This is a genomic window from Martelella mediterranea, from assembly GCF_021021415.1.
GTDB classification, from domain to species: Bacteria; Pseudomonadota; Alphaproteobacteria; order Rhizobiales; family Rhizobiaceae; genus Martelella; species Martelella mediterranea_C.
This window is the reverse complement of the sequence record NZ_JAINWJ010000048.1, coordinates 36,781-56,075: the sequence shown is the minus strand read 5'-3', so window position 1 is coordinate 56,075 and position 19,295 is coordinate 36,781. Positions and strand designations below refer to the sequence as shown.

Sequence of the window (19,295 nt, the reverse complement as noted above, 5' to 3'; positions counted from 1 at the left end):
AGGAGACAGGCCATGAGGGCGCCGCCACCGGAAATGCTGGAGAAGGAACGCCGCCGCAGCCTGCGTCTGCAGACGCTGGTGCGGCTACGCTGGCTGGCGGTGGCGGGCCAGACCACGACCGCGACCTTCGTGGCCTTCGGCATCGACTTCTCGATGCCGATCATTCCCGTCTTCGCGCTGATCGCGGCGCTCGCGCTCGGCAATCTGATCCTGACGCTGCGCTTTCCGGCGACACAGCGGGTGGAGCCGCGCTTCGCCTTCGCCCTGCTCGGCTTCGACCTCGCCCAGCTTACCGCCCTGCTTTACCTGACCGGCGGGCTTGCCAATCCGTTCGTGCCGCTGATTTCGGTGCCGGTGATCATTTCCTTCACTGCGCTGCCGCTGCGCCATGCCATGGCGCTTCTGGTGCTTGCGGTCGCGGGCGTTTCCGTGCTGGCGATCGAGCCGTTTCCGCTGCCCTGGTATGAGGGGCTTTCGCTCCAGATCGAGCCGGTGCTGAAATTCGGCATCTGGATCGGGATCGTCTCGATGCTGAGCTTCGCCGCCTTCTACGCCCACCGGATCTCGCTGGAGGCCGAGCAGATCTCGGATGCGCTGGCGGCGACCGAGCTGGTGCTGCAGCGCGAGCAGCACCTGTCCCAGCTCGACGGTCTGGCCGCCGCCGCCGCCCATGAACTCGGAACGCCGCTTGCCACGATCTCGGTCGTGGCCAAGGAGATGGCGCGTGCGCTCGGCGATGATCCGGACCATGGCGAGGATGTGCAACTGCTCGTCAGCCAGAGCCAGCGCTGCCGCGACATTCTTTCCCGGCTCGCCTCGCTTTCCAAGGAGGACGAGAGCCATATGCGCCGGCTGCCGCTGTCCTCGCTGCTGGAGGAGGCCGCGGCCCCCCACCGGCCGTTTGTTGCGGAAATGGAGATCAGCATCGAGGGCGACGGCCCGGAACCGGTTGGCCAGCGCAACCCGGCAGTGCTTTACGGCCTTGGCAACATCATCGAAAACGCCGTCGAACATGCCGGGCGGGCGGTGAAAATCGAGGCGCGCCACGATGCCACGCGCGTGACCATCACCGTCAGCGACGATGGCGGCGGCTTCGCGCCGGACATTCTCGCGCGCATTGGCGATCCCTTCGTCTCGGACCGCCAACCCGATCGCGAGGGCGCCAACCGGGCCGGCGGGCTGGGTCTCGGCCTGTTCATCGCCAAGACGCTGCTGGAACGCGCCGGCGCGACGCTCGCCTTCGAAAACGACGGCGGCGCCCGCATCACCATCACCTGGCCGCGCTGGCGGATGGAGACGGAGTGAGGGCAGCTTTGCGTATGGGGAGAGGTTCTAAAACCGGCCCGCGATCCATGCGGCAAGCCGCTCGGCAACGTCGGTCTTGTCCATATCCGGCCAATCCTCCACGCCATCCTTTGTCACCAGCGTGACCCGATTGCGCTGGCCGCCCATGACGCCTTCTTCCGACACGTCGTTGGCGACGATCAGGTCGGCGCCCTTGCGGTCGAGCTTGTCGCGGGCATAGGCGGCGACGTCGTTGGTTTCGGCGGCAAAGCCGACGACCAGCGCCGGGCGGTCTGGATGATGGCCGACGGTTTTCAGGATATCGGGGTTTTCGACCAGTTTCAGCGGCGGCGGGGCCTCGCCGGGCTTCTTCTTCATCTTCTGCGGGGCGGCATCCTCCGCCCGCCAGTCCGATACCGCCGCGACCATGACCGCGATATCGGCGGGCAGCGCGACCTCCACCGCGGCGAGCATCTCGCGCGCGCTTTCGACATGCACGGTGGTGACGCCTGCGGGATCGGCGATATTGACCGGACCTGCGACCAGCGTGACCTCCGCGCCGAGCCGGGCAAGGGCTGCGGCAATCGCGTGGCCCTGACGGCCGGAGGAGCGGTTGGCGATATAGCGCACGGGATCGATCGCTTCGACCGTCGGGCCGGAAGTGACGACCGCGCGGCGGCCGGCAAGCGGCTTTGGCGCTTCGTCGAAAAACGCTTCGACGGCAGCGACGATTTCGAGCGGTTCGGCCATCCGGCCCGTTCCGGCCTCGCCGCGCTCGGCCATTTCGCCCGCCATCGGGCCGAGGGTCATGATGCCGTCGCCGACGAGGGTCGCGAGGTTGCGCGAAGTCGGCGCGGCAGTCCACATTTTCGGGTTCATGGCGGGCGCGATCATCACCGGGCAATCGCGCGCCAGAAGCACCGCGCCGGCGAGATCATCGGCGATCCCGGCCGCCATCTTCGCCATCAGGCTGGCGGTGGCGGGGGCGACGACGATCAGGTCATGCTCGCGGGCGAGCCGGATATGGCCGACATCCTGCTCGTCCTCGCGCGAGAACAGATCGGTGAACACATGCCCGCCCGTCAGCGCGCCGACGGCAAGCGGCGTGATGAATTCCTGCGCCGCCGCGGTCATTATCGGGGTCACCGCCGCGCCCCGCTCCTTCAGCCGCCGGATCAGGTCGAGGCTTTTGTAAGCCGCGATGCCGCCGGCGATGATCAGAAGGATGCGTTTTTCCTGAAGCGACATGAGCGTGCTTTCCCTACCATTCTGCCGCTATCATTAGCATGGATGCTGCGCCGGAAAACCTCCCTTGAAGGGCGAGAGCCTAGCCGGAGAAAAATTCGTCTTCCGGACCGTCGATTGAAGCCACAGAAAGAAAAAATCTTCTACAGATTTCGTTGGTTCCCAACGAATGCGGGTCTATCACGCCTGTCGAAACAGGGTTGGACGAGATGAAAATTATCGAGACGGAAGCATTCAAGGGACTGACGGCATCGCGCCGCCTTGCCATCCCTGACGTAAAGGCGGCGGCGGCGGAGCTGTCGCCGAAGATTGAAAACGAGGCGGCGGCCTGTGGCCTCGCGATCGCCGGTCCATGGATATTCATGGCGCAGAACCTACCCCATGACGGCAAGACGCTGTTCGACTGGACGATCTGCTGCCTGGTGACGGTGCCCGACGGATACAGCCATCAGGGCGACTTCGCGCTCAAGGCATTCGAGCCGATCATCGTCGCGACTACCACCTATCAGGGTACGCTACGGGGTCTGTTCACGAAAGGCTACGCGCCGCTTGTGGAAGAGATCGAGCACTCCCGCCATGTCTTCTCTGGCGAGAGCCGGGAAATCTATCATGCATGGAACGGCGCCAAGGCCGGTTATCACCGGATCGAGATTCAGTTCGGCCTTGCGCGCTGAAGCCGGCGCGGCCTGTTTCGACAGGCCGCGCCGGGTCTCAATCTACTTCGAGAAATCGAGCGCGCGGTCGCCGTTTTCGTCCCTGATCCGGGTCGGCAGGCCGATCTGGTTCAGGATGTGCAGGAACGGCTTGGGCGGCAGTTCCTCGACATTGGCCATGGTCTTCACATCCCACTCGCCGGTGGCCACCAGCATGGCCGCCGCGACCGGGGGCACGCCGGCGGTGTAGGAAATGCCCTGCGAGCCGACCTCGTTATAGGCTTGCTTGTGGTCCGACACGTTGTAGATGAACACTTCCGCCGGCTTGCCGTCCTTGGTGCCCTTGACGAAATCGCCGATGCAGGTGTTGCCGGTATAGCCGGGCGCGAGCGAGGAGGGATCGGGCAGCACGGCCTTGACCACCTTGAGCGGCACCACTTCCTGGCCGTCGGCCAATTTCACCTTCTGCTCCGATAAGAGGCCGAGGCTTTTGAGCACGGTGAAGACGTTGATGTAATGATCTCCGAAGCCCATCCAGAAGCGGACATTGGGCGAGCCCATATTCTTGGCCAGCGAGTGGATCTCGTCATGGCCGGACATATAGGCCTTCTGCTTGCCCACGACCGGCAGATCGAATTCATGGCCGATCTCGAACATCTTGTTCGTCGTCCACTCATTGTTCTGCCAGGCATAGACCACGCCGGTGAACTCGCGGAAATTGATCTCCGGATCGAAATTTGTGGCGAAATACTTGCCGTGGCTGCCGGCATTGATGTCGACGATATCGATATCGGTGATGTCGTCGACATAGTCGTCCTTGGCAAGGCGCGCATAGGCGTTGACGACGCCTGGGTCGAAGCCGGCACCGAGGATCGCGGTCACGCCCTTCTGGGCGCAACGGTCCTTCCGCTTCCACTCGTAGTTGGCATACCACGGCGGGGTTTCGCAGATCTTGTCGGGCTCTTCATGGATGGCGGTGTCGATATAGGCCGCGCCCGTCTCGAGGCAGGCTTCCAGAACCGACATGTTGAGAAACGCCGTGCCGACATTGATGACGATCTCGACGCCGGTCTCCTTGATCAGGCCGACGGTCGCGGGAATATCAAGCGCGTCGAGCTGGTGCGCCTGCAACACGCCCTCCTGCTTCAGCGCCTTCTTTTCCATGATGCTTTCGATGATCGCATCGCATTTCGCCTTGGTGCGCGAGGCGATATGAATGTCGCCGAGCACATCATTGTTCTGGGCGCATTTATGAGCCACCACCTGGGCGACGCCGCCGGCGCCGATAATCAGGACATTCTTCTTCATCAGGACAACGTCTCCGGTTTCGTCCGTTGTGGCCGCTGGGCCGGTGAAAAATCAAGCGTCACGAAAGGCTCGCGACATAATCCTCATAGCCGAACTGGCGCACGGGACGGATGGTTCCATCCAGCTCCCGATGGGCGATCGCCGGCATTTTCACGCCATTGAACCAGTTCTTCTTGACCATCGTATAACCGGCGGCGTTTTCGATCGAAAGACGATCGCCGACCTTCACCGGCTGCTCGAAGGAAAATTCGCCGAAAATATCGCCCGCAAGGCAGGACTTGCCGCAGATCATCACCTTGTGCGGCCCGGTATCGGGCAAAATCGTGGCGCGCTCGCGATAGATCAGCAGGTCGAGCATATGGGCCTCGATCGATGAATCGACGATGGCGAGATCCTTGCCGTTGTTGAGCGTGTCGAGCACCGTCACTTCCAGCGTCGCGGCACCCGTAATCGCCGCCTCGCCGGGTTCCAGATAGACCTGAACGCTGTATTTTTCCGCAAACGCCTTCAGCCGGTCGGCAAGCCTTTCCAGCGGATAGTTTTCGCCGGTGAAATGGATGCCGCCGCCAAGGCTGACCCAGTCGAGCCGCGACAGGAGATGGCCAAAACGCTCTTCGATCACGCCGAGCATGTCGTCGAAACGTTCGAAATCCTCGTTTTCGCAATTGTTATGGAACATGAAGCCGGTAACCTTGTCGAGCACCGGCTCGATCACCGCCGGATCATGCTCGCCGAGCCGCGAGAACGGCCGGGCGGGATCGGCGAGGTCGAAATCCGAGCTCGAGACCTGCGGATTGACGCGCAAGCCGCGGATCCTGTCAGCCGACTGACGCTCGAACCGGGAAAGCTGACCGACCGAATTGAAGATGATCTTGTCGCAATTGGCGAGCACTTCGTCGATCTCGTCTTCGCCATAGGCCACCGAATAGGCGTGGGTCTCGCCGCCGAATTTCTCGTAGCCGAGTTTGACCTCGTAGAGCGAGGAAGAGGTGGTGCCGTCCATATACTGGCTCATCAGGTCAAACACCGACCAGGTGGCGAAGCATTTGAGCGCGAGCAGGGCCTTGGCGCCGGAGGCCTGGCGCAACCATGCTATCTTTTCCATGTTCGCTGTCAGGCGCTGCTTGTCGATGAGATAATAGGGCGTTTGCATCGGCGTGACCTCTTTCAGGCGGCGTCAAAGAAGCGCCCGGGCGCGACGGGCTGTCGGGGTCTACATATTCAAGCGGACGGTAAAATCAACCTCGAAGCGGGGATTTCGCCGGGTCGACAGCATAAAGCCCCGGTCGCAACGCTCTCAGCCCTTCAACAGATAGCGGGCCGCGTCCTCATCGGTGATCAGCGCGTTAATCTGACCGCCGCGGACGGCCGCGCGGATGGCGCGATGCTTGCGCGCGCCCCGGGCGAGGCCAAACACCGTGGTATCCTCATGGACCGGAATGGGAATGCTGGCAACGCGCTGGTTGATCGGGTGGTCCAGAAGCTGGCCGTTGTCGCCGAAGATCCAGCCGCAGATTTCGCCGGCAGCGCCCGCGGCAAGCAGTTCCTCCATCTCGCCGGCCGTCAGGAAACCGTCGACCAGAAGGGGCGCGTGCGCGCCAAGCTCGCCGATGCCGACGAATGTCGCATCCGCTGTGGCACCGAGCTCCAGCGTCGGCTTCACCAGCGGCTGAGCGTGAAACAGGATGCGCTCCTCGGGCGTCGACACCAGAACCGGCAGCGGCATCGGGAAATGGCGGGCATTGATGGCGTCGGCCATCAGGAAGATGACGTTGTAATAGGCCGCCGAGCCATCCGGGCTGATATTGCCGGTGAGCGAGACGATCCGGTGTTGCGGGCAATCCATCGGCGGCAGCTGCTCAACGGCGGCGCGCAGCGTGCGCCCGGTACCCATGGCAAGCACGGTCGGCTCGGCGCGTTTCAGCCAGCGCTCGATTTCGGCGGCGCCTTCCTCGGCAATGCCGGCGACGGAACTGTCGGAGCCCGGATCGCTCGGCACCACCACCGCCTGTTTCAGCCCGAATTCCTGCTGCAGCGCGCTTGAAAGCGCCAGGCATTCGGCGATCGGGTGGTCGAGGCGGACCTTGATCAGCCGTTCCGACATGGCCAGCGATACCAGGCGCTGGGCGCTCTGGCGGGAAATGCCCATGGCGGCGGCAATCTCGTCCTGGGTGCGGCCGGCGACATAGTAAAGCCAGCCGGCGCGGGCCGCATCGTCGAGACGGGAAGTTTTGCCGATTTTCTTCGCCATTGCGGGCCGCCATCTTCCTTGGTTGAGCCTTCGTCAACCGGCAGCTTAGTGCCTGCAGCGCCTGAAGGGAACCAGTCCCGGCGCTTGCTGTCGCTCATTCCCCGAAAACCGGTTTTCGGCACGCGGGCGCTTGTCGATCGGGGGGCGATGACGATAAAAGCAGGCAGCGGCGGTTTCGCGCCGTCCTAACGGATCGGGAAAAGCCGCCATATCAAGATGGCGGACAGTGAGGAACCATGAGCAAGCGTATCGTTTTCACCGGCGGCAGCGGCAAGGCCGGCCGCGATGTCATTCCCTATCTTCTGAACAGGGGTCACAGCGTCCTCAATCTCGACCTGAAACCGTTCGACCATCCGGGCGTGAATACGCTCACCACCGATCTCACCAAGAGCGGCGAGGTTTTCAACGCGCTGTCGATGCATTTCGGCTTTGATGGCTATGAGAGCGGCGCGCTGCCGAAGGCGCCGGACGCGGTCGTCCATTTCGCCGCCGTGCCGCGCGTGCTGCTGCAGCCCGACAATGTGACCTATGAGACGAATGTGGTCTCGACCTACAATGTCATCGAGGCGGCGATGAAACTTGGCGTGCGCAAGGTGATCATCGCCTCCAGCGAAACCACCTATGGCGTCTGCTTCACCGAGGGCGACAAGGATTTCAAGTCGTTCCCGCTGGAAGAGGATTACGATGTCGACCCGATGGACAGCTACGGGCTTTCCAAGGTCTGCAACGAGAAAACCGCCCGCGCCTTCGCCATGCGCTTTGGCGCCGACATTTACGCCCTCAGGATCGGCAACGTGATCTCGCCGGAAGACTATGCCAATTTCCCGGGCTTCCTCGCCGATCCGCCCTCGCGCAAGCGCAATGCCTGGAGCTATATCGACGCCCGCGATCTCGGCCAGATCGTCGATCTCTGCCTTGAGAAAGATGGCCTCGGCTTTCAGGTGTTCAACGCCACCAACGACACCATCACCGCCAACGAACCGACCGCAAGCTTCCTCGCCAAATACGCTCCCAACACGCCGATCACGCGCGAACTGGAAGAATACGAGGCCCCACTCTCCAACCGCAAGATCCGCGAGGTTCTGGGGTTCAAGGAAGAGCATGACTGGCGCAAATATGTGAAGTGAGATGGTTGGGCCGGAGGAACGCCCGCACTATCTCCCCCCTTGAGGGGGAGATCAGGGGTGGCAGCCGCCCCGCCCGCTACTCCACCGCCACCGAATGCCACAACGCCTTGTCGCCGATCTCGGCGACCATTTTCGCGTGGGCTTCCAGTTCTTCCGGGTGAATGCGTGGGGCAAGCGGGCGGGGGCGGACGAGGGGCGGGAGTTTGCGGACATTGCCATCGGCATCATACTGATCGCCGTCGCCGGCATTGACGAGGCGGAACGCGGCCTGTCTGCCGCCCGACATCTCGATATAGACTTCCGCCAGCAATTCGGCATCGAGCAGCGCGCCGTGCTTGGTGCGGTGGGCATTGTCGATCGAATAACGCTTGCAGAGCGCGTCGAGGCTGTTGGGGCCCATGGGATGCTTGCGGCGCGCCAGCGCCAGGGTGTCGAGCACCATGTCATCGGCGATCGGCCCCTTGCCCAACCGGCCGAGCTCGACATTGATGAAGCCCATGTCGAACGCGGCATTGTGGGCGATCCAGCGCGCGCCGTCGAAAAAGGCCAGAAGATCATCGGCGATTTCCGAGAATTTCGGCTTGTCCTGCAGGAACTCGTCGGTGATGCCGTGCACCTGCAGGGCTTCCGGGTGCACGGTCTTGCCATCGGCATTGATATAGACGTGGAAGGTGCGGCCGGTCGGAAAATGGTCAAGCAGTTCGACGGCGCCGATCTCGATGATCCGATCGTCATTCTTGTCCATACCGGTGGTTTCGGTATCGAAGATGATATCGCGCTGCGCCTTCATCAGATATTGTCCCTTGTGCTGTCTGTTGTCGCCCGCGGGCCCCGTGTTTTCAGATCGGCAATGATCGCGCCAACCGCCGTACGCGCCGCGTCCATGCCGTTGCCGGTGTCGACAATATAATCGGCCCGCGCGCGTTTTTCGCCATCGGGGAGCTGTTGTTTCAGCACGGTTTCGAGTTTTTCCACCGTCATTTCCGGCCGCGACAGCACGCGTTCGCGCTGGATTTCCGGATCGCAGGTGACGACCACGACATAATCGACATCGCGCTCGCCGCCGGTCTCATAAAGCAGCGGTATGTCGAGCACCGCGATCGGCGCGCCATCGGCCTGGGCCTGCTCCAGAAAGGCGCGTCGTTCCTCGCGCACCAGCGGATGGACGATCGCCTCGAGCCGCTTGAAGTTCTCGGCCTTGCCGGCAAGCGCCTTGCTGAGCTTCTGCCGGTCGATCGCGCCATTGACGGCGACGCCGGGGAAGACCGCTTCCACAGGTTCGACAGCACGGCCGCGATAAAGCCGGTGTACGGCGTCATCGGCGTTGAAGACCGGCATGCCCGCCTCGGCGAAAAAGCCCGCCGTGGTCGACTTGCCCATGCCGATCGATCCGGTGAGGCCGAGCACGATCATGCCGTTTCCCCGAGATCGGCAAGGATTTCGGCCATCAGCCCGTCATCGACGTCGGGCTTTCGGCCGAACCATTTCTCGAAACCGGGCACGGCCTGGTGCAGCAGCATGCCGATGCCTTCGGCGGTTCTGAAACCCTGTTGTTTCGCCTGTTTGAGGATCGGCGTTTCGAGCGGCACGTAGACGATATCGGCGACGATCGCGTTTTCATTGAGCGGCGAGAAATCGAAATCCGGAACCGCGCCGCCCTTCATGCCGAGCGAGGTGGTGTTGACGAACAGGCCGGCGCCTTCCATCACCGCTTCGAGATTGTCCATGTCGTGGGCATGAACCCGGTCGCCAAGCCTGAAGGCGAGCTCTGAGGCGCGCGCGAGCGTGCGGTTGACAATATGGACATGGGAAAAGCCGCGATTCTTCAGCGCCAGCACCACGGCGCTGGCGCCGCCGCCGGCGCCCAGCACCACCGCGCGCTCGGCATAATCCCAGCCGGGATGGAGCGCGTCGAGGCTGCTGGCAAAGCCGAAGCCATCGGTATTGGTCGCGTGGATGCGGCCACCTTCCACCCACAGCGTGTTGGCGACGCCGAGCGTGGTGGCAAGCTCGTCGCGCTCATCGGCAAGCTCGAAGGCTGCGGCCTTGTAGGGCATAGTGACATTGCAGCCGACATAGCCGGCCTCGCCGGAGCGCAACTTATCCATGAATTCGCCGATTGCGCCGGGCGCGACATCCTGACGGACATACTCTCCGTCAATGCCGTATTTCTTCAGCCAGTAGCCATGCACCAGCGGCGAGCGCGACTGATCCACAGGATGGCCGATGACGCAGGCCTTCGGTCTTGCCGTTTCACGTGAATCACTCATCAATCGCTCCCAGTTTGCGCAAGCCCTTCAAAAGCGTCAGCATCGGCAGGCCCAGTATCGTGAAGAAATCGCCTTCGATTTTCGAAAACAGTTGCACGCCCGGTCCTTCAAGCTGGTAAACGCCGGAGGAAAAAAGCACCTCATCCGGAAGCAGCGCGAGGTAGCGATCGATCGCCGCCTCACCGAGCGTGCGCATGGTGAGCCGCGCCGTCTCCGCGGCCTCGAAGACAATTTCGCCGTCTCTGGCAATCGCGAATGCGCTGATCAGCGAATGGCTCTGGCCCGAAAGCCGCTTCAGATGATCGCGGGCTTCTTCACGACTTTCCGGCTTGAAATAGGGCCTGCCTTCGAATTCCATCACCTGGTCGCCGCCGATCACAAACGCATTTTCCGCCCGCGCCGAAACATCGAGCGCCTTTTCGCGCGACAGCAGGGCAGCGAGAAAAGCGGGTGTTGCGCCCGTCTTCAGATAGGGCGCTTCGACGGCGCGCTCGTCGACATCCGGCTTTTTCGCGGTGAAGACGAGACCGGCATTTGCAAGCAGCGCCCGGCGCGACGGGCTGGTCGAGGCAAGCACGATCGCCGGTTTTTCAGGGGTAGCGCTCATGTTTCTCCTTCCGGCCTTTTCAGCCGCGCTGGTGTTTCAGGGCGAGGATGGCGGCGGCCGTCTCCTCGATCGAGCGGCGGGTGACGTCGATAATCGGCCAGTCGTTTCGGGCGGCCAGCGAGCGGGCATATTTCAGTTCCTCGGCAATGACGGCGCGGTCGGTATAATCGCTCTTGCCGTGATCGCCGCCGGCGCCGAATTCACGATATTCGCGCACCTGCGAAATCCGCCCCGTGGACGCGATCAGGCAGACGATCAGCGGCTTTTCAGCGCGGTAGAGACTGTCCGGCAGCGCAACCCCCGGCACGATCGGGATATTGGCCGCCTTGACGCCGCGATTGGCGAGATAGACGCATGTCGGCGTTTTCGACGTGCGGCTTATCCCCAGTATGACGATATCGGCCTCGTCATAGGTCTCGGGCATCTGGCCGTCATCATGTTCCATGGTGAAATTCAGCGCCTCGATCCGGGCGAAATAATCCTCGTTGAGGCTGTGCTGGGCGCCGACGCGGCGCTGCAGCGTGGTGCCGAGATAGGACTGGAACACGGCGGCCACCGGCTCCAGCACATTGACGCTCGGCACGCCCATATCGCGACACATCTCGTGGATCAGGGCGGAAAGCTCTTCATTAACAACGGTATAAAGCACGATGCCCGGCGCCTCATCGATCGCGCGCAGCACGGTGAGAAGCTGTTTGCGGCTTCTGATCAGCGGATAGACATGCTCGATCGGCTCATGACCGCCGAACTGGGCGGAGACCGCGCGGCCCGCCGAGATCAGCGTTTCGCCCGTCGAATCGGAGATCAGATGCAGGTGAAAGAAGTTTTTCCGGTTTTCCACTATGTCCTTCGCCTGCTGTTCATAACATTGGAGAAACCGGGACAAAAAATCTCATCCGGTTTTCGCCTGTGGGCAGTGCGCGTGTTTATCCACATATGCTCAAATGACGGAAGCGTGAAATCCAGCCTGTTGAAAACGGGGACAATGCCGACCATCGCACCGCTTTTCCGTGGGTTTTACACAGGGTTTCCGTCTTGCGCCAGAGCCGGGAGGCGTTGAATCCATTGAGGTGAACAGCGAAATCCCCGGTTTGCCGAAATCGCGGGTCCGAAAATCACCGATGCAAAACTGGAAACCGGGGAAATGACTCATGACTGCGGCAAAAGCTTTAATCCTTGATCGTCACAGACTCTAAGAAATAAAAGAAACCGAAGATAACAAGATTCATTTAGAGGCGAGGCTGGGGATATGGCGAAAAGGGCACTGGAACGGGTGCTGGATGGCGAGACCGTAAACCCGCCGCCGATCTGGCTGATGCGCCAGGCAGGACGCTATCTGCCGGAGTACCGAAAGGTGCGGGAGAAGGCCGGAGGCTTTCTGAACCTCTGTTACAATCCGGACTTTGCAACAGAAGTGACGTTGCAGCCGATCAGGCGATATGGCTTTGACGCGGCGATCCTGTTTTCCGACATTCTGGTCATTCCCGATGCGCTGAAGCGCAATGTCCGCTTTGAGGCGGGTGAAGGACCGAGACTCGATCCGATCGACGCAGACGCCATCTTGGCTCTTGAAAAGAGCTATGACGCAGGCCGGCTCGATCCGGTCATCGAAGCGGTGAAGCGGATACGGCGGGAACTGCCGGAGGAAACGGCGCTGCTCGGCTTCTGCGGTGCGCCCTTTACGGTGGCGACCTATATGATTGCCGGTCGCGGCACGCCCGACCAGGCGCCGGCGCGGCTGTTTGCCTATCGCCACAGACGCGAATTCCTGAGGCTTCTCGACTATCTCGCCGATCTTTCGGCCGACTACCTGATCCGCCAGCTAGAGGCCGGCGCTGGCGCTGTGCAGATATTCGACAGCTGGGCCGGTGTGCTCGGCGAGGAGGATTTTGCCGACTTTGCCGCAGCGCCGGTCGCACGAATCGTTGCGAAGGTGCGGGCGAAACATCCGGGCGCGAAGATCATCGCCTTTGCCAAGGGCGCGGGCCCCAACCTCGCCTCGTATCGCGCCAAGACCGGGGCGGACGCGATCGGCCTCGACTGGACGGTGCCTCTTGCCATCGCCAGAGACCTGCAGAAGGATGGGCCGGTGCAGGGCAATCTCGACCCGCTTTCCGTGGTCGCCGGCGGCCATGCGATGAAAAGCCGCGCCCTTGCCATTCTCGAAGCGCTTGCGGACGGGCCGCTGATCTTCAATCTTGGCCACGGAATCACGCCCGAGGCTGATCCCGAGCATGTGGCAGCACTTGTCCGGCTCGTCAGAGGCGAAGAATAATCTTTTTCAAGAGGGAGGATGCCTGATGGCAGATCGGAACAATGCCGGCAGCAAGGCGACGGCGCGGGCCATGACGGCGCTGCTGGTGTTTCTGGCGCTCTGTCTTGGCATCTACATCTTCGACCGCGACAATTTCTATCTCTGGGCCAAGGCGATCCACATCATGGCGGTGATCGCCTGGATGGCCGGCATGTTCTACATGCCGCGCCTGTTCGTCTACCACGCCGATACAACGCCCGGTTCGGAAAGCTCGGAAACCTTCAAGGTCATGGAATACCGGCTGATGAAGGCGATCATGAACCCGGCCATGATTCTGACATGGATTTTCGGTCTATACCTCGCCTGGGAGGGATTCCGGTTTTCCGGCGGTTGGCTGCATATCAAGATTCTGGCGGTTTTCGTGCTATCCGGGGTGCATGGCTATTTCAGCAGGGCGATGAAGGATTTTGCGGCCGACAAGCGGACTAAGAGCGCGAAACACTGGCGGATCGTGAATGAGGCGCCGACCGTTTTGATGATCATTATCGTCATAATGGTGGTTTTGAAGCCGTTTTAATCATCTGATGAACGGATTCGCCCGGTTTCAGCGATAAAAATGCGGTTTTTGCTCTTGTAACGTCAGCGGCAAATCAGTATCTTCCGGCCACTCATCCAAAAGGCTGTGCGAAAGTATCCCCTTTGCCAATCCGAATTGGCACTGCTCTACCAGCGCAACCGGCCTTGCTATCATCATGACAACATCACGGTTTTCTTCATGTCTCAAATGAAGCTTCAGGAACTGAAGAGTAAAACGCCTACCGATCTCCTTGCCTTTGCCGAATCTGTCGAAGTCGAGGGCGCGAGCACGTTGCGCAAACAGGAACTCATGTTTGCCATCCTGAAAATGCTTGCTGCCCAGGACGTCGAGATCATCGGCGAGGGCGTCGTCGAGGTCCTTCAGGACGGTTTCGGGTTCCTGCGTTCGGCCAATGCCAATTATCTTCCCGGCCCGGACGATATCTATATTTCGCCCTCCCAGATCCGCCGCTTCGCGCTGAAGACCGGCGACACGGTTGAAGGGCCGATCCGCGGACCGAAGGAAGGCGAGCGCTATTTCGCCCTGCTCAAGGTCAACACGATCAATTCCGACGATCCGGAAAAGATCCGTCACAAGGTCCATTTCGACAATCTGACGCCGCTCTATCCCGATGAGCGCTTCAAGATGGAGCTCGACAACCCGACCTCCAAGGACAATTCCGCCCGCGTCATCGATCTGGTGGCGCCGCTCGGCAAGGGCCAGCGCGGTCTGATCGTCGCCCCGCCGCGCACCGGCAAGACGGTGCTCTTGCAGAACATCGCCCATTCGATCACCGCCAACCATCCCGAATGTTTCCTGATCGTGCTGTTGATCGATGAGCGGCCGGAGGAAGTGACCGACATGCAGCGTTCGGTCAATGGCGAGGTGGTGTCCTCGACATTCGATGAACCAGCCGTGCGCCACGTGCAAGTTGCTGAAATGGTTATAGAAAAGGCGAAACGTCTGGTGGAGCATGGCCGCGATGTCGTGATCCTGCTCGATAGTATCACCCGCCTCGGCCGCGCCTACAACACGGTCGTTCCGTCTTCCGGCAAGGTGTTGACCGGCGGTGTCGACGCCAATGCGCTGCAGCGGCCGAAGCGCTTCTTCGGTGCGGCCCGTAATATCGAGGAAGGCGGTTCGCTGACCATCATCGCCACCGCGCTGATCGACACCGGCAGCCGCATGGACGAAGTGATCTTCGAAGAATTCAAGGGCACCGGCAATTCCGAAATCGTGCTCGACCGCAAGGTCGCCGACAAGCGCATCTTCCCGGCCATGGATATCCTCAAGTCCGGCACCCGCAAGGAGGACCTTCTTGTGCCGCGCCAGGACCTGCAGAAGATTTTCGTTCTCCGCCGCATCCTCGCGCCGATGGGCACCACGGACGGCATCGAATTCCTGATCGACAAGCTGAAGCAGACCAAGAACAACGCCGAATTCTTCGAATCGATGAATACCTGAGCAGGCAGGGGTCCGTTCGCAGGGAAGCTTTCGGTACAGTTTGGCCGTATGATCGCGCCAAGCGCAAACGACTGCATGTAGCCTTACCCCGCACAGCCCCCCAATCTTCTCGACCCGGAGGGGAGAGATGTCGCGACAGCGACAGTGAGGGGGGAGACTTCCACTGCAAACGCCCTCACGATTTGAAATGCTGCACCACCCTCACTGCCCCTGTCGGGGCATCTCTCCCGCCAGCGGGAGAGAGTATTGGGAGCAAGCGGTAACGCCTTGCCCATGCGGCAGCGGGTCGATAGCTGTGATGCTGGATGTAATTTAACTTATTGAAATAAAACAGGTTTCTTTAAAATGCCCGCTGCCGGCGACACCATCTACGCGCTATCGAGTGGCGCCTTGCCTTCCGGCGTGGCGGTGGTGCGGGTGTCGGGAAAAGATGCATTTTCCTGTTGCCGTGCGATTGCCGGAGAGCTGCCGGCGCCACGCAAGGCGGGCTTGATGAAGCTTGTTGATAACGCGGGCTTGCCGATTGACACGGCGCTGGTTCTGGCCTTTGCGGGCCCGGCCTCCTTCACCGGCGAGGATTGCATTGAGTTCCAGCTTCATGGCGGGCGCGCGGTGGTGCGGGCAATGCTCGACCGATTGGCCGGTTTGGGACTTCGGCATGCCGAGGCTGGCGAGTTTACCCGCCGGGCCTTTGAAAACAGCAAGATCGATCTGGTCGAGGCTGAGGGCCTAGCCGACATGATCGCCGCCGAAACCGAGATGCAGCGACGGCTGGCGCTGGAACAGGCAGGCGGAGGCCTTTCCGAGCTCTACGAAGGCTGGGCGCGCGAACTGACCCATGCGCGTGCGATGATCGAGGCCGAACTCGATTTTTCCGATGAGGACGATATTCCCGGTTCGGTTTCGGCCACGATCTGGGGTACCGTCGAGGAAGTTGGTCGCCAGATCGAAAGCCACATAGCCGGCAGCAGGGCAGGGGAGATCATCCGCGATGGTTATCGCGTTGTGATCGCCGGTCCGCCCAATGTCGGAAAATCCAGTCTGCTGAACGCGCTGGCGCGGCGCGATGTCGCGATCGTCACCGATGTCGCCGGGACGACACGGGATATCCTGGAGGTCTATCTCGACCTTGATGGCTACGCCGTTCGGCTGTGCGACACTGCCGGTCTGCGCGACAGTGAGGATGTCGTAGAGGCGGAAGGCATGCGCCGGGCACGGGCGCTTCTTGAGGAGGCGGATCTAATCCTTTCCCTCAGTGATATAGGGTCAGGCCACCCAGCGGAACGCTTCGACGGCGAATGTCTGCGGATCGGCACCAAGGCTGATACGGGCAACGAAACGACGGCCGACTTCGACCTGCTGATTTCGTCGCGAACAGGTGCGGGCATGGATCGCCTGGTCGAGATGATAAAGGCGCGGCTTGAGGCCCGACTTGCGGGCGCCTCGTTGTCGCTGCCGGTGCGCGATCGCCAGGTTGGTTATCTCAAGGAAACGCTGCGTCACATTCAAGCGGCACTGGCCGCCCGCGACCACTCGCCGGAGATACCCGCCGAGGCGCTGCGGCGGGCTGCGGTCGCGCTTGGCAGGATCACCGGTCGGGTGGATGTCGAGGATCTGCTGGATGTGATCTTCTCGTCGTTCTGCGTCGGCAAGTGAGCGCATTTGTTTCACGTGAAACAATCTTGACTCGCGGTCCGACAGACGGCACAACGCAATGAAAATACCCGGCCGCGCAGGCGGCGGAGAAAGGCTCCGGGCGACGGCCCGTCGAGCCATGGAGTCACGAATGTCTTATGATGTCATCGTCATCGGCGGCGGCCATGCCGGTTGCGAGGCCGCCAGCGCCGCGGCCCGTGCCGGCGCCAAGACCGCGCTGATCACCCATCGCCGCGAAACCATCGGCGTGATGTCCTGCAATCCCGCAATCGGCGGGCTCGGCAAGGGCCATCTCGTGCGCGAGATCGACGCGCTTGACGGGCTGATGGGCCGCGTCGCGGATGCCGGCGCGATCCAGTATCGCATGTTGAACCGACGCAAGGGGCCGGCCGTGCGCGGACCCCGCAGCCAGGCGGATCGCAAGCTCTACCGGCAGGCGATGCAGGCGGCGCTCTCCGAGATCGCAAATCTCGACATTCTCGAAGGCGATGTCTTCGATCTCGAAACCGCCAATGGCCGGGTCTCGGCGGTCATCCTCGGCGATGGTCAGCGCTTCGGTTGCGCCGCCGCGGTGCTGACAACGGGCACGTTTCTGCGCGGACTTATCCATATCGGCAATAAAAAGATCCCCGCGGGTCGCGTGGGTGAGGCGGCATCCGTCGGCCTGTCGGCGACGCTGTCGCGGCTTGGCCTTTCACTTGGGCGGTTGAAGACCGGTACGCCGGCGCGGCTCGATGGCCGCACCATCGACTGGGATTCGCTGGAGCGCCAGAGCGCGGATGCCGATCCGACGCCGTTTTCCTTTATGACGACCGGCGTGCAGAACCCGCAGATCGATTGCGGCATCACCCGGACCACGCCGAAGGTTCATGACATCATCCGCGAGAATATCGGCCTGTCGGCGATGTACTCCGGACAGATCGAAGGCGTGGGTCCCCGCTATTGCCCCTCGGTCGAAGACAAGATCATGCGCTTCGGCGATCGCGATGGCCATCAGATTTTTCTTGAGCCGGAGGGTCTGGACGATCCAACGGTCTATCCGAACGGCATTTCGACATCGCTGCCGGAAGAGGTTCAGGACGCCTTCATTCACGCCATCCCGGGTCTGGAAAAGGTGACGATCCTGCAGCCGGGTTACGCCATCGAATATGATCACGTCGATCCGCGCGAGCTGTCGGCCTCGCTTGAATTGAAAAAGCTCGGTGGGCTGTTTCTGGCAGGCCAGATCAACGGCACGACCGGTTACGAGGAGGCGGGTGCGCAGGGGCTGGTTGCCGGGCTCAATGCCGCGATGCTGGCGTCCGGTTCCGAGGCGGTGACCTTCTCTCGCACGGATTCCTATATCGGCGTGATGATCGACGACCTCACCACGCGTGGCGTGGCGGAGCCCTACCGCATGTTCACCTCGCGCGCCGAGTATCGTCTGACGCTGCGCGCCGACAATGCCGATCAGCGCCTGACGCCGATGGCGGTAGCGCTGGGTATCGCGTCCAACGAACGGCGGGAAAAATTCACTGCTTATATGGCCGCGATTGATGAGGGCAGGGCGGCGCTGAAGGGCCGTTCCCTGACACCCAACGAGGCCGCGCGCCACGGGCTGAAGCTCAATCAGGACGGCCAGCGCCGCAGCGCTTATGATCTGCTTGCCTATCCGGAGCAGGATTTCTCCGGGTTGACGGCGATATGGCCCGAGCTTGGCGATATGCCCGAATCCGTGCAAACCGCGCTGGAGATCGAAGCCTCGTACGCTGTCTATCTCGATCGGCAGGCTGCGGATATCGCGGAGGTTCAGCGCGATGAGGGCAGGGCGATACCGCTAGAGTTTGACTATAGCAGCTTGTCGGGTTTGTCCAACGAGCTGAAAGGCAAGCTCTCGGCGGCGCGGCCGGCAACCATCGCCCAGGCAAGCCGCATTGACGGCATGACGCCGGCGGCGCTCTCGCTGCTGCTCGTGCGTCTGAAGCTGCGGGCGGCCTGAGCGATGAGGCTGAATGGGATCGATGTTTCACGTGAAACAGAGGCGCGGCTGGACCGCTTCGTCAGCCACTTCGAAAAATGGGCCAAGGCGATCAATTTGGTTGCGCCGTCCACCCGCCAGCAGATCTGGGATCGGCACATAGCCGATAGCGCGCAGCTGTTTCAACTGGCGCCGGAGCCCAGGACCTGGATCGATCTCGGCAGCGGCGGCGGCTTTCCGGGCATCGTGACGGCGATCTTTCTGGCCGAGGCCGGCGAGGGCTGGGTCCATCTGGTCGAAAGCAACAACAAGAAGGCCTCGTTCCTGCGCACCGCGATCCGCGAGACCGGCGCGCGCGCCAGCGTTCACGCCATCCGTGCCGAGACTGCGCCTGCGGAGATCAAGGCGCCGCAGCTGATGTCCGCCCGCGCGCTGGCTGCACTCGATCAGCTGCTGGACTATGCCGAGCCCTGGTTTTTCGCGGACGCATCTTTCCGGGCTTTTTTCCACAAGGGGCGGGATTATCAGCGCGAGATCGACAAAGCACGTGACCGATGGTCGTTCGATCTGGTAAAACATGAAAGCAAGGTCGAGCCCGGCTCCGTAATCCTCGAAATCGCGCGCCTTGCACCGGTTCTTTGA

The 19,295-nt window shown here is 61.8% G+C and carries 19 protein-coding genes; 9 read left to right on the top strand and 10 right to left on the bottom strand.

Annotated elements, in window-relative coordinates:
- Nucleotides 1–12 precede the first annotated feature (12 nt).
- Nucleotides 13–1,305: an ActS/PrrB/RegB family redox-sensitive histidine kinase gene (locus K7H91_RS21125; protein ID WP_230722183.1), complete on the top strand. Its 1,293-nt coding sequence runs from the start codon at nucleotides 13–15 to the stop codon at nucleotides 1,303–1,305.
- A gap of 27 nt (nucleotides 1,306–1,332) precedes the next feature.
- Here the strand turns inward: K7H91_RS21125 and coaBC are convergent, their stop codons facing one another.
- On the bottom strand, nucleotides 1,333–2,532 hold the full coding sequence (gene coaBC, locus K7H91_RS21120) for a bifunctional phosphopantothenoylcysteine decarboxylase/phosphopantothenate--cysteine ligase CoaBC (RefSeq protein WP_230722182.1): 1,200 nt from the start codon (nucleotides 2,530–2,532) through the stop codon (nucleotides 1,333–1,335).
- Nucleotides 2,533–2,738: 206 nt separating this feature from the next.
- Between coaBC and K7H91_RS21115 the strand changes: the two genes are divergently transcribed.
- Complete coding sequence (locus tag K7H91_RS21115) at nucleotides 2,739–3,203, top strand: hypothetical protein (RefSeq protein ID WP_230722181.1); 465 nt, start codon at nucleotides 2,739–2,741, stop codon at nucleotides 3,201–3,203.
- A gap of 42 nt (nucleotides 3,204–3,245) precedes the next feature.
- Here K7H91_RS21115 and K7H91_RS21110 read toward each other — a convergent pair whose 3' ends face one another.
- The 3 genes from K7H91_RS21110 to K7H91_RS21100 form a co-directional block, all read right to left on the bottom strand.
- A complete protein-coding gene (locus tag K7H91_RS21110; protein ID WP_230722180.1) occupies nucleotides 3,246–4,490 on the bottom strand; it encodes a saccharopine dehydrogenase family protein in 1,245 nt (414 codons plus the stop codon).
- A 58-nt stretch (nucleotides 4,491–4,548) separates the two neighbouring features.
- Entirely contained in the window at nucleotides 4,549–5,643 is a 1,095-nt protein-coding gene (gene nspC / locus K7H91_RS21105; protein WP_230722179.1) for a carboxynorspermidine decarboxylase, read from the bottom strand.
- A gap of 144 nt (nucleotides 5,644–5,787) precedes the next feature.
- Nucleotides 5,788–6,741, bottom strand: a complete 954-nt coding sequence (locus K7H91_RS21100; protein WP_230722178.1) for a sugar-binding transcriptional regulator — start codon at nucleotides 6,739–6,741, stop codon at nucleotides 5,788–5,790.
- A 236-nt stretch (nucleotides 6,742–6,977) separates the two neighbouring features.
- On the opposite strand from K7H91_RS21100, the gene K7H91_RS21095 reads away from it, so the two are divergent.
- Nucleotides 6,978–7,868, top strand: a complete 891-nt coding sequence (locus K7H91_RS21095) for an NAD-dependent epimerase/dehydratase family protein (protein WP_230722177.1) — start codon at nucleotides 6,978–6,980, stop codon at nucleotides 7,866–7,868.
- A 76-nt stretch (nucleotides 7,869–7,944) separates the two neighbouring features.
- Here K7H91_RS21095 and dnaQ read toward each other — a convergent pair whose 3' ends face one another.
- From dnaQ to K7H91_RS21070, 5 genes are read right to left on the bottom strand one after another with little or no spacing between them, the layout of a single operon-like run.
- Nucleotides 7,945–8,658, bottom strand: coding sequence for a DNA polymerase III subunit epsilon (gene dnaQ, locus K7H91_RS21090; protein ID WP_230722176.1), 714 nt, complete (start codon nucleotides 8,656–8,658; stop codon nucleotides 7,945–7,947).
- Nucleotides 8,658–9,281, bottom strand: a complete 624-nt coding sequence (coaE, locus tag K7H91_RS21085; RefSeq protein ID WP_230722175.1) for a dephospho-CoA kinase — start codon at nucleotides 9,279–9,281, stop codon at nucleotides 8,658–8,660. Before coaE ends, dnaQ begins: the two co-directional genes overlap by 1 nt.
- A complete protein-coding gene (locus K7H91_RS21080; RefSeq protein WP_230722174.1) occupies nucleotides 9,278–10,138 on the bottom strand; it encodes a shikimate dehydrogenase in 861 nt (286 codons plus the stop codon). The genes coaE and K7H91_RS21080 overlap by 4 nt, the downstream gene beginning before the upstream one ends.
- The gene (locus K7H91_RS21075; protein ID WP_230722173.1) at nucleotides 10,131–10,745 is read right to left on the bottom strand and encodes a Maf family protein; all 615 of its coding nucleotides are present in this window, start codon (nucleotides 10,743–10,745) and stop codon (nucleotides 10,131–10,133) included. The genes K7H91_RS21080 and K7H91_RS21075 overlap by 8 nt, the downstream gene beginning before the upstream one ends.
- A 19-nt stretch (nucleotides 10,746–10,764) precedes the next feature.
- Nucleotides 10,765–11,586 (bottom strand): pyruvate, water dikinase regulatory protein, encoded by an 822-nt coding sequence (locus K7H91_RS21070; RefSeq protein WP_230722172.1) that lies wholly within the window; start codon nucleotides 11,584–11,586, stop codon nucleotides 10,765–10,767.
- Between the two features lie 408 nt (nucleotides 11,587–11,994).
- Between K7H91_RS21070 and hemE the strand changes: the two genes are divergently transcribed.
- Together hemE and hemJ are read left to right on the top strand one after the other, a co-directional pair.
- A complete protein-coding gene (hemE, locus tag K7H91_RS21065) occupies nucleotides 11,995–13,020 on the top strand; it encodes a uroporphyrinogen decarboxylase (RefSeq protein WP_230722171.1) in 1,026 nt (341 codons plus the stop codon).
- Nucleotides 13,021–13,045: 25 nt separating this feature from the next.
- A complete protein-coding gene (hemJ, locus tag K7H91_RS21060; RefSeq protein ID WP_230722170.1) occupies nucleotides 13,046–13,576 on the top strand; it encodes a protoporphyrinogen oxidase HemJ in 531 nt (176 codons plus the stop codon).
- Nucleotides 13,577–13,603: 27 nt separating this feature from the next.
- Here hemJ and K7H91_RS21055 read toward each other — a convergent pair whose 3' ends face one another.
- The gene (locus K7H91_RS21055) at nucleotides 13,604–13,783 is read right to left on the bottom strand and encodes a hypothetical protein (protein WP_230722169.1); all 180 of its coding nucleotides are present in this window, start codon (nucleotides 13,781–13,783) and stop codon (nucleotides 13,604–13,606) included.
- On the opposite strand from K7H91_RS21055, the gene rho reads away from it, so the two are divergent.
- The 4 genes from rho to rsmG all read left to right on the top strand — a co-directional run bounded on the left by rho (nucleotide 13,775) and on the right by rsmG (nucleotide 19,295).
- Nucleotides 13,775–15,040, top strand: a complete 1,266-nt coding sequence (gene rho, locus K7H91_RS21050) for a transcription termination factor Rho (RefSeq protein WP_230722168.1) — start codon at nucleotides 13,775–13,777, stop codon at nucleotides 15,038–15,040. The two genes, K7H91_RS21055 and rho, sit on opposite strands and share 9 nt — an antisense overlap.
- A 345-nt stretch (nucleotides 15,041–15,385) precedes the next feature.
- Nucleotides 15,386–16,696: a tRNA uridine-5-carboxymethylaminomethyl(34) synthesis GTPase MnmE gene (gene mnmE, locus K7H91_RS21045; protein ID WP_230722167.1), complete on the top strand. Its 1,311-nt coding sequence runs from the start codon at nucleotides 15,386–15,388 to the stop codon at nucleotides 16,694–16,696.
- A 130-nt stretch (nucleotides 16,697–16,826) separates the two neighbouring features.
- Nucleotides 16,827–18,674 (top strand): tRNA uridine-5-carboxymethylaminomethyl(34) synthesis enzyme MnmG, encoded by a 1,848-nt coding sequence (gene mnmG, locus K7H91_RS21040; RefSeq protein WP_230722166.1) that lies wholly within the window; start codon nucleotides 16,827–16,829, stop codon nucleotides 18,672–18,674.
- 3 nt (nucleotides 18,675–18,677) lie between these two features.
- Entirely contained in the window at nucleotides 18,678–19,295 is a 618-nt protein-coding gene (rsmG, locus tag K7H91_RS21035) for a 16S rRNA (guanine(527)-N(7))-methyltransferase RsmG (RefSeq protein ID WP_230722165.1), read from the top strand.

What these genes read in the sequence shown, in the direction of transcription:
- dnaQ (WP_230722176.1), bottom strand. Translation starts at nt 8,658, where the DNA reads ATGAAGGCGCAGCGCGATATCATCTTCGATACCGAAACCACCGGTATG.
- coaE (WP_230722175.1), bottom strand. Translation starts at nt 9,281, where the DNA reads ATGATCGTGCTCGGCCTCACCGGATCGATCGGCATGGGCAAGTCGACC.
- K7H91_RS21100 (WP_230722178.1), bottom strand. Translation starts at nt 6,741, where the DNA reads ATGGCGAAGAAAATCGGCAAAACTTCCCGTCTCGACGATGCGGCCCGC.
- hemE (WP_230722171.1), top strand. Translation starts at nt 11,995, where the DNA reads ATGGCGAAAAGGGCACTGGAACGGGTGCTGGATGGCGAGACCGTAAAC.
- K7H91_RS21080 (WP_230722174.1), bottom strand. Translation starts at nt 10,138, where the DNA reads ATGAGTGATTCACGTGAAACGGCAAGACCGAAGGCCTGCGTCATCGGC.
- K7H91_RS21095 (WP_230722177.1), top strand. Translation starts at nt 6,978, where the DNA reads ATGAGCAAGCGTATCGTTTTCACCGGCGGCAGCGGCAAGGCCGGCCGC.
- rho (WP_230722168.1), top strand. Translation starts at nt 13,775, where the DNA reads ATGTCTCAAATGAAGCTTCAGGAACTGAAGAGTAAAACGCCTACCGAT.
- nspC (WP_230722179.1), bottom strand. Translation starts at nt 5,643, where the DNA reads ATGCAAACGCCCTATTATCTCATCGACAAGCAGCGCCTGACAGCGAAC.
- K7H91_RS21125 (WP_230722183.1), top strand. Translation starts at nt 13, where the DNA reads ATGAGGGCGCCGCCACCGGAAATGCTGGAGAAGGAACGCCGCCGCAGC.
- K7H91_RS21115 (WP_230722181.1), top strand. Translation starts at nt 2,739, where the DNA reads ATGAAAATTATCGAGACGGAAGCATTCAAGGGACTGACGGCATCGCGC.
- hemJ (WP_230722170.1), top strand. Translation starts at nt 13,046, where the DNA reads ATGGCAGATCGGAACAATGCCGGCAGCAAGGCGACGGCGCGGGCCATG.
- coaBC (WP_230722182.1), bottom strand. Translation starts at nt 2,532, where the DNA reads ATGTCGCTTCAGGAAAAACGCATCCTTCTGATCATCGCCGGCGGCATC.
- mnmE (WP_230722167.1), top strand. Translation starts at nt 15,386, where the DNA reads ATGCCCGCTGCCGGCGACACCATCTACGCGCTATCGAGTGGCGCCTTG.
- K7H91_RS21110 (WP_230722180.1), bottom strand. Translation starts at nt 4,490, where the DNA reads ATGAAGAAGAATGTCCTGATTATCGGCGCCGGCGGCGTCGCCCAGGTG.
- rsmG (WP_230722165.1), top strand. Translation starts at nt 18,678, where the DNA reads ATGAGGCTGAATGGGATCGATGTTTCACGTGAAACAGAGGCGCGGCTG.
- K7H91_RS21075 (WP_230722173.1), bottom strand. Translation starts at nt 10,745, where the DNA reads ATGAGCGCTACCCCTGAAAAACCGGCGATCGTGCTTGCCTCGACCAGC.
- mnmG (WP_230722166.1), top strand. Translation starts at nt 16,827, where the DNA reads ATGTCTTATGATGTCATCGTCATCGGCGGCGGCCATGCCGGTTGCGAG.